The following is an 8,212-nucleotide window of genomic DNA, read 5'->3' as shown; positions in this document are numbered from 1 at the left end:
GGGGAGGGCTCGTCCACGTGCAGGGGTCGGCGGGGACGAGGCCGTGCCGCATCGCCATGACCATTCTTGATCACACCAGCGACACCGGCGGCGGCCTGGTGTGCCCGATGTTCGACTTCACCGACCCCAACAGCAGCGGCCGGTCGACGGGACGCTCCTGCCCGTACGTGGCCAGCAGAGCCTGCGCCTCGATCGGATCACCCAGCGTCGTGCCGGTGCCGTGCGCCTCGACGGCGTCCACGTCGGCCGGGGTCAGGCGGGCGTTCGCGAGGGCTTGGTGGATCACGCGCTGCTGCGACGGGCCGTTCGGGGCGGTCAGCCCGTTCGACGCGCCGTCCTGGTTGACGGCCGTGCCGCGCAGGACGGCGTGGATACGCCGGCCCTCCCGCTGCGCGTCGGAGAGTCGTTGCACGAGCAGCACGCCGACGCCCTCGGACCAGCCCGTGCCGTCGGCCGACGCCGCGAACGACCTGCAGCGGCCGTCGGCCGACAGACCCCGCTGCCGGGAGAACTCGACGAACGTGCCGGGCGTGGCCATCACCGTCACACCACCGGCCAACGCCAGATCACACTCACCCGACCGCAGCGCCTGCGCCGCGAGGTGCAACGCCACCAGCGACGACGAGCACGCGGTGTCGACGGTGACCGCCGGGCCTTCGAGGCCGAACGTGTAGGCGACCCGGCCGGACAGGACGCTGCCGGAGTTGCCGGTGCCGACGTAGCCCTCGACCTCGTCGGCAAGCTCCATCAGCTGGGAGGCGTAGTCGTGGTACATGACGCCGGCGAAGACACCGGTCCGGCTGCCCCGCAGCCGCTGCGGGTCCAGCCCGGCCGACTCGAACGTCTCCCACGACGCCTCCAGCAGCAGCCGCTGCTGGGGGTCCATGGCGAGGGCCTCGCGGGGCGAGATGCCGAAGAAGGCGGGGTCGAACGCGCCGGCGTCGTACAGGAAACCGCCGTGGCGGGTGTACGACGTGCCGGGGTGGTCGGGGTCGGGGTCGAACAGGCTCTCCAGGTCCCACCCGCGGTCGGTGGGGAACTCCCCGATCCCCTCCCCGCCGGCGGCCAGCAGCGCCCACAGCTGGTCGGGCGTCTCGACGCCGCCCGGGTAGCGGCAGGCCATGCCCACGATCGCGAGCGGCTCGTCGGCGCGGGTGGGAGGTGGTCATATTGGTGTCGAGGTGAGCTGAATTACGTAATGATTTCTGGAATCAACTCGGAAGAAACTCTTGCCTAGTCGGATTAGGAACATTCGAGGTGCCTAGTGTACTGTAATGAAACGATGAATACTAGTGGTAACCGCACTGAGGGCAGCCGCAGGCCGGTGGCCGCGTTCACGCGGTTACGCAGGTCGACGGCGGTCAGCGAGTCGAAGCCCAGCTCGCGGAACGCCCGGTCGGCGGGCACGGCTTCCGCCCCGCCGTGCCCGAGCACCTGCGCGACGAGGCCGCGTACCAGCACGTCGAGCTGGGCGCGCGCCTCGTCGGCGGTCAGGCCGCCGATGCGGGTCGCCCAGGTGGTGCCCTGTCCCGCCTGGCGGCGGGTCGTGGTCGTACCGACCAGGTTGCGGAGCATCGGCGGCACCAGGCCGGCGCTGGCGGCGGCCCGGAGTGCGGCCAGGTCGATCACGGCGGGCACCAGGGCCGGCCGGCCGGCGGTCAGGGCGGCGTCGAACAGCCGCAGCCCGGTCTCGGCGCTCATCGCGGTGATGCCGCCCCGGGTCGATCGCGCCCGGTCCGCCTCGTCGAGGGACGCGCCCATGCCGGGGGTGTCCCACATGCCCCAGGCGAGGCTGACCGCAGGCAACCCGAGCTGCCGCCGGTGGACCGCAAGCCCGTCGAGGAACGCGTTACCCGCCGCGTACGCCGACTGACCCGGCGAACCCAACACACCAGCAACCGACGAGAACACCACGAACAAGTCGAGATCCAGCGACGCCGTCGCCTCATGCAACAACCAACCCGCCGACACCTTCGGCGCCAACACCCTTGCCAGACGCTCCTCGGTGACCCGCTCGATCACCCCGTCATCCAGGACACCGGCGGTGTGCACCACACCCGCCAGCCGGCCACCGGCGGAAACCTCACCGACCAGCCCGAACACCTGGTCCCGGTCCGTCACGTCACAGGCGACCACCCGCACCGACGCACCCAACGCGGACAACCGCTCCGACAACTCACCCGCACCCGCAGCTGCCGGGCCACGCCGAGACACCAGCACCAGCGACCGCACCCCGTGCGCCGACACCAGATGCTCCGCCACCAGCGCGCCCAACGCGCCCGTACCGCCGGTCACCAGCACGGCGCCGTCACCCACCACGGCACCGTCCGCCGACGAGGACGCTACCGCGCGCACCAGACGCGGCACGAACACCTCACCCGAGCGCACCGCGACCTGACCACCGAACGTCACCGGCTCGTCGGCCACGGAACCCAGCACAGCCAGCAGCCCGGCGTCCGCGTCACCGTCGACGTCCGCCAGCACGATGCGGCCCGGATGCTCCGACTGCGCCGAGCGCAGCAGACCCCAGACCGCCGCTGCGGCCAGGTCGGTGACCCGGTCTCCGTCCCCGATCGACACCGCACCCCGGGTCACCACCACCAGCCGCGACTCCGCCAGCGCGTCCGCCGCCAGCCAGGACCGCACCGTCGCCAGCACCTGCGACGTCGCCGCCCGCACCGACTCGGGGCCATTGTCGACGGCGGCGGGCATCTCACCGGGGACCGAAGCAGGTTCCGTCTCGGCGTGCAGGGCCCGGCGCAGGCCACCGGCCGGCACCAGCAACAGACGCGGCGCCACACCCGACGCCACGGCGACCGCCTCGACGTCGGCGTACACCGGCAGCTCAGCGACGGCCGGCAGGCCGGCGGCGGGCGAGCCGAGCAGCGCCCACCCGGAGGCGTCCCCGGCCGGGGCGACCTCCTGGGCCTGCCAGGCGACCTCGAACAGCGACCGGGCCGACGCGTCCGGGGACGCCGACACCCCGGTCAGCTCGCGCAGCGCGAGGGTGTCCACCGACACCACGGCCGCGCCCGACTCGTCGCACGCGACCAGGCGCACCGCCGAACCGTTGCGGGTCAACCGCACCCGCAGCACCCGCGCACCCGAGGCCCACACCTGCACACCCTCGAACGCGAACGGCACCCGCGCCCCGCCCGAGCCCTCCGAGCCGGACAGCAGCCCGATCGGGTGCAGGGCGGCGTCCAGCAGCGCCGGGTGCACGCCGAACCCCGCGGCGTCACCGGCCACCTCGTCCGGCAACACCACCTCGGCGAACACCTCGTCGCCGCCCGTCCACACCCGGCGCAGCCCCCGGAACACCGGCCCGTACGACAGGCCGCGCTCGGCCAGGGCCGGATACCAGCCCGCCACGTCCACCTCGACGCCGTCGACCGGCGGCCACTCCCCCACGCCCGGCTCGTCGGCCGACGCCGGCTCCAGCACACCCTCCGCGTGCGAAACCCACTCCGCCTCGGGATCACCCTCGGGCTGCGAGTGCACGGCCACCACACGCACGCCCGCCTCGTCGGCCGCGCCGACGCGTACCTGCACCCGCACCGCACCCGCCTGCGGCAGCACCAACGGCGCGGCCACGGTCAGCTCCCGCACCCGCGACGCGCCCACCTCGTCACCCGCCCGCACCGCCAACTCCACCAGGGCAGCGCCCGGCACGATCACCGCGCCGGAGACGACGTGGTCGGCGAGCCACGCGTGCGTCGACGTCGAGAGACGGCCGGTCAGCACCACCATGTCCTCGCCGGCCACAGAGACCGCCGCGCCGAGCAGCGGGTGCCCGGCCGCGCCGAGGCCGGCACCGGAGACGTCCGTCCAGCGGCCCGCCGGCTCCAGCCAGTAGCGCTGGTGCTCGAAGGCGTACGTCGGCAGGTCGACGTGCCGGCCGCCGGCCCGGTCGAGCAGGCCCGCCCAGCCGACGGCGCGGCCGTGCACGTGCAGCGACGCGAGGGCCTCCAGGAGGGCCTGCGGCTCAGGCCGGTCGTGGCGCGACACCGGCACCAGCAGGGGCGCCGGCTCGTCCTCCGCGCGCTCGGCGAGGCAGTTCTGCGTCATGGCGGTGAGGACGCCGTTCGGTCCCACCTCCAGGTAGGTGTCGACCTCCTCGGCGCGCAGGCAGTCGACGGCGTCGGCGAAGCGAACGGTGCCGCGTACGTGGCGCACCCAGTAGCCCGGGTCGCAGAGCTGGTCGGCGTCGGCGACGCGGCCGGTCAGGTTCGACACCACGGGGATCGTCGGCGGCCGGAACGTCAGTCCCTCGGCGACGGCCGCGAACTCGGCCAGCATCGGGTCCATCCGGGCGCTGTGGAAGGCGTGGCTCACCCGCAGGCGGCGGGTCTGCACACCCCGCTCGGACCACACCCGCTGCACCTCGTCGAGCGCCTCGACGTCGCCCGCGACCACCACGGCGGCGGGGCCGTTCACGGCGGCCACGTCCAGCCGGCCGGTCAGCCCCGCCAGGGAGGCGGCCACCGCGGCCTCGTCGGCGGCCACGGCGAGCATGCCGCCGCCCGCCGGCAGGGCCTGCATGAGCCTGCCCCGCGCGGCGACCAGCGCGCACGCGTCAGCCAGGGAGAGCACGCCCGCCACGTGCGCCTCCTCTACTCGCCGATGGAGTGCCCGGCCACCAGGTCCGGCGCCTCCCAACGACTCCACCAGGCGGAACAACGCCACCCGCTGAAGGTGATGTGTTCGCCTCGTCGGCGGCCACGGCGAGCATGCCGCCGCCCGCCGGCAGGGCCTGCATGAGCCTGCCCCGCGCGGCGACCAGCGCGCACGCGTCAGCCAGGGAGAGCACGCCCGCCACGTGCGCCGCCGCGATCTCGCCGATGGAGTGCCCGGCCACCAGGTCCGGCACCACACCGAACGACTCCACCAGGCGGAACAACGCCACCTCGACCGCGAACAGGCCCGCCTGGGTGAACACCGTCTGATCCAGCAACTCCGCCCCGGGCGTGCCCTCCGACGCGAACAGCACCTCCCTGAGCGGACGCGGCAACAACGGATCCAGGTGACCACACACCTCGTCCAACGCGGCAGCGAACACCGGGAACGCCCCGTACAACCCGCGACCCATACCGGCGCGCTGCGCGCCCTGGCCGGAGAAGAGGAAGGCCACCCGGCCACGCGGGGCCGACGCGCCGGTGGTGACGGCGCCGGTCGGCTCGCCCGCGGCGAGGGCCCGCAGCCCGGCGAGCAGGTCGTCCGCGTCGCCGGCCAGGACGACCGCGCGGTGTTCGAGCCCCGCGCGGCTGACCGAGGAGACCGCGACGTCCACCGGACGTGGGGCGTCGACGCGGGCGAGGTGGTCGCCCAGCGGCCGGCCTGGCCCGCGAGCGCCTCGGGCGTACGGGCGGAGAGGAACACCGGGGCGAGCGGGAGCGCGACCGGCGCGTCGACGGCGGAGGGTGCCTCGTCGGTGGACGGGGCGTCGTCGCCGGGCGCCTCCTCCAGGATGACGTGCGCGTTCGTACCGCTGATGCCGAAGGACGACACGGCGGCCCGGCGCGGCCGGTCGGTGGCCGACCACGCGCGCGCCTCGGTCAGCAGCGAGACCTGCCCCGCGGACCAGTCGATGTGCGGGGACGGCTCGTCGACGTGCAGGGTGGCGGGCATGGTGCGGTGGCGGATCGCCTCGATCATCTTGATCAGGCCGGCGGCGCCCGCGGCGGCCTGGGTGTGACCCAGGTTCGACTTGACCGAGCCCAGCCAGAGCGGCCCGCCGTCGCCCCGGTCCTGCCCGTACGTGGCCAGCAGCGCCTGCGCCTCGATGGGGTCGCCGAGGGTGGTGCCGGTACCGTGCGCCTCGACCACGTCGACGTCGGCCGGCGAGAGCCGGGCGTTGGCGAGGGCCTGCCGGATCACCCGCTCCTGCGACGGGCCGTTGGGGGCGGTGAGTCCGCTGCTGGCGCCGTCCTGGTTGACCGCGCTGCCCCGGACGACGGCGAGGATGCGCCGGCCGTCGCGGCGGGCGTCGGAGAGCCGTTGCAGGAGCAGCACGCCGACGCCCTCGGACCAGCCGGTGCCGTCGGCGGCGGCGGCGAACGACTTGCACCGGCCGTCGGAGGCCAGGCCCCGCTGGCGGGAGAAGTCGGCGAAGGTGCCCGGGGTGGACATGACCGTCACACCGCCGGCGAGCGCGAAGTCGCAGTCCCGCTGGCGCAGCGCCTGCGTCGCGAGGTGCACGGCGACCAGCGACGACGAGCATGCCGTGTCCACAGTGACGGCCGGGCCCTCCAGCCCGAAGGTGTACGCCACCCGGCCGGACACCACGCTGCCGGAGTTGCCGGTGCCGATGTAGCCCTCGACGCCGTCGGGCAGGTCCAGCACCCGCGACGCGTAGTCGTGGTACATGACCCCGGCGAAGACGCCGGTCCGGCTGCCACGCAGCGCCTGCGGGTCGATGCCGGCGTGCTCGAACGCCTCCCAGGAGGTCTCCAGCAGCAGCCGCTGGTGCGGGTCCATCGCCAGGGCCTCGCGGGGGCTGATGCCGAAGAAGCCCGGGTCGAACTGTGGCGCGTCGTAGAGGAAGCCGCCCTGGTTGCTGGTCGACGTGCCCGGGTTGTCCGGGTCGACGTTGAAGAGCCGCTCCAGGTCCCAGCCCCGGTCGGTCGGGAAGTCGCCCACCCCGTCGCCGCCCCGGTCGACGAGGTCCCACAGCTCGGCCGGGCTGGACACCCCGCCCGGGAACCGGCACGCCATGCCGATGACGGCCATCGGCTCGCGGTCCTTGGCCTCCACCTCGCGTACCCGCCGGCGCGCGTCGCGCAGGTCGGCAGTGGCACGCCGGAGGTAGTCGAGGAACTCTGCCTCAGTGGGCATCGGGCCACTCCGTATCGGGGTTCGAGGTGTGCGACATGCCGGATCAGGCCGAGCCGAACTCTTCGTCCAGCAGGCTGAAGATCTCCTCGGCGGAGGCCGACTCGAGGCTGGTGCCCTCGTCGGCGGCGGAGTCCGCACCGGCCTCGGTGTAGGTCCACAGGGAGAGCAGTTCGCGCAACCGGACGCCGACGGCGGCCCGGTCGGTGTCGCCGGTGGACACCGCGCGCATGGCGTGCTCCAGCTTGTTCAGCTCGCCGAGCACCGTCAGCGCGGACGTGCTGCGCTCCGCCAGCAGCGCGCCGCGCAGGTACTCGACGAGCGCGGCCGTGGTCGGCCGGTCGTAGATCAGCGTGGAGGGCAGCCGCAGGCCGGTGGCCGCGTTGAGCCGGTTGCGGAACTCGACAGCGGTCAGCGAGTCGAAGCCCAGCTCGACGAAGCCGCGCTCGGCGTCGATCGAGCGGATCGACGCGTAGCCGAGGACGGCGGCGGCGTGGGTCCGCACCAGGTCGGAGAGCACCTGGTCGCGGTCGGCCTCCGCCGTGGCGGCGAGGGTCTCCCGCAGCGCCTCGGCCGGGTTCCGCTCGGCGGCCCGGGCCGCGCCGGTCGCCGCCGGCCGCACCAGCGACCGCAGCACCGGCGGCACCGCCGCCGGCCCGTGCCGGCCGATCAACGCGAGGTCCAGGTCGACCGGTACGACCACCGGCTCGGCGAAGCGCAGGGCCTCGCTGAACAGGTCCATGCCCTCCTCGGCGCCGAGCGGCACGAAGCCGCCCCGGTTCATCCGGGCCTCGTCGACGTGCCCGGTCTGCCCGTCGCCGGTGTCGTTGACCCACGGGCCCCAGGCCAGTGAGAGCGCCGGGAGTCCCCGGTCGTGCCGGTGCTGGGCGAGGGCGTCGAGGAAGCAGTTCGCCGCCGCGTGGTTGGCCTGCCCGGGGCCGCCGAAGAGGCCGGCCGCCGAGGAGAAGAGCACGAACGCGGCCAGGTCCAGCTTCTCGGTCAGCTCGTGCAGGTGCCAGGCCGCGTCGACCTTGGGTCGCAGCACGGTGTCGAAGCGCTCCGGGGTGAGCGCCGGCAGGACACCGTCGTCGAGCACCCCGGCGGCGTGCACCACGCCGGTCAGTGGCAGGTCGGCGGGGAGCTGGTCGACCAGCAGGGCGAGCGCGTCGCGGTCGGTGACGTCGCAGGCGGCCACCCGGACGGTGGCGCCCAGTCCGGCCAGCTCGTCGACCAGCGCGGCGACGCCCGGGGCGTCCGCTCCGCTGCGGCTGACCAGCAGCAGGTGCCGTACGTCGTGCCGGGTGACGAGCCGGCGTGCCACGAGCCGCCCGAGCAGGCCGGTCGCCCCGGTCACCAGGACGGTGCCGGCGGCCAGGTCGGG

1 protein-coding gene and 1 pseudogene are annotated in these 8,212 nt (G+C 74.4%); both read right to left on the bottom strand.

The genetic code is table 11. From position 1 onward, the window contains the following. Positions 1–6,834, bottom strand: a pseudogene (locus MCBG_RS32220) (SDR family NAD(P)-dependent oxidoreductase); the annotation flags it as partial. Between the two features lie 43 nt (positions 6,835–6,877). Continuing rightward, a partial coding sequence (locus MCBG_RS30730) for a type I polyketide synthase (protein ID WP_043331258.1) occupies positions 6,878–8,212 on the bottom strand: 1,335 nt, incomplete at its 5' end.

This window comes from Micromonospora sp. M42 (assembly GCF_000568915.1).
In the GTDB taxonomy this organism is placed as follows: domain Bacteria; phylum Actinomycetota; class Actinomycetes; order Mycobacteriales; family Micromonosporaceae; genus Micromonospora; species Micromonospora chalcea.
Note: the sequence above shows the minus strand (reverse complement) of the source record. Positions and strands in the feature narration are given on the sequence as shown.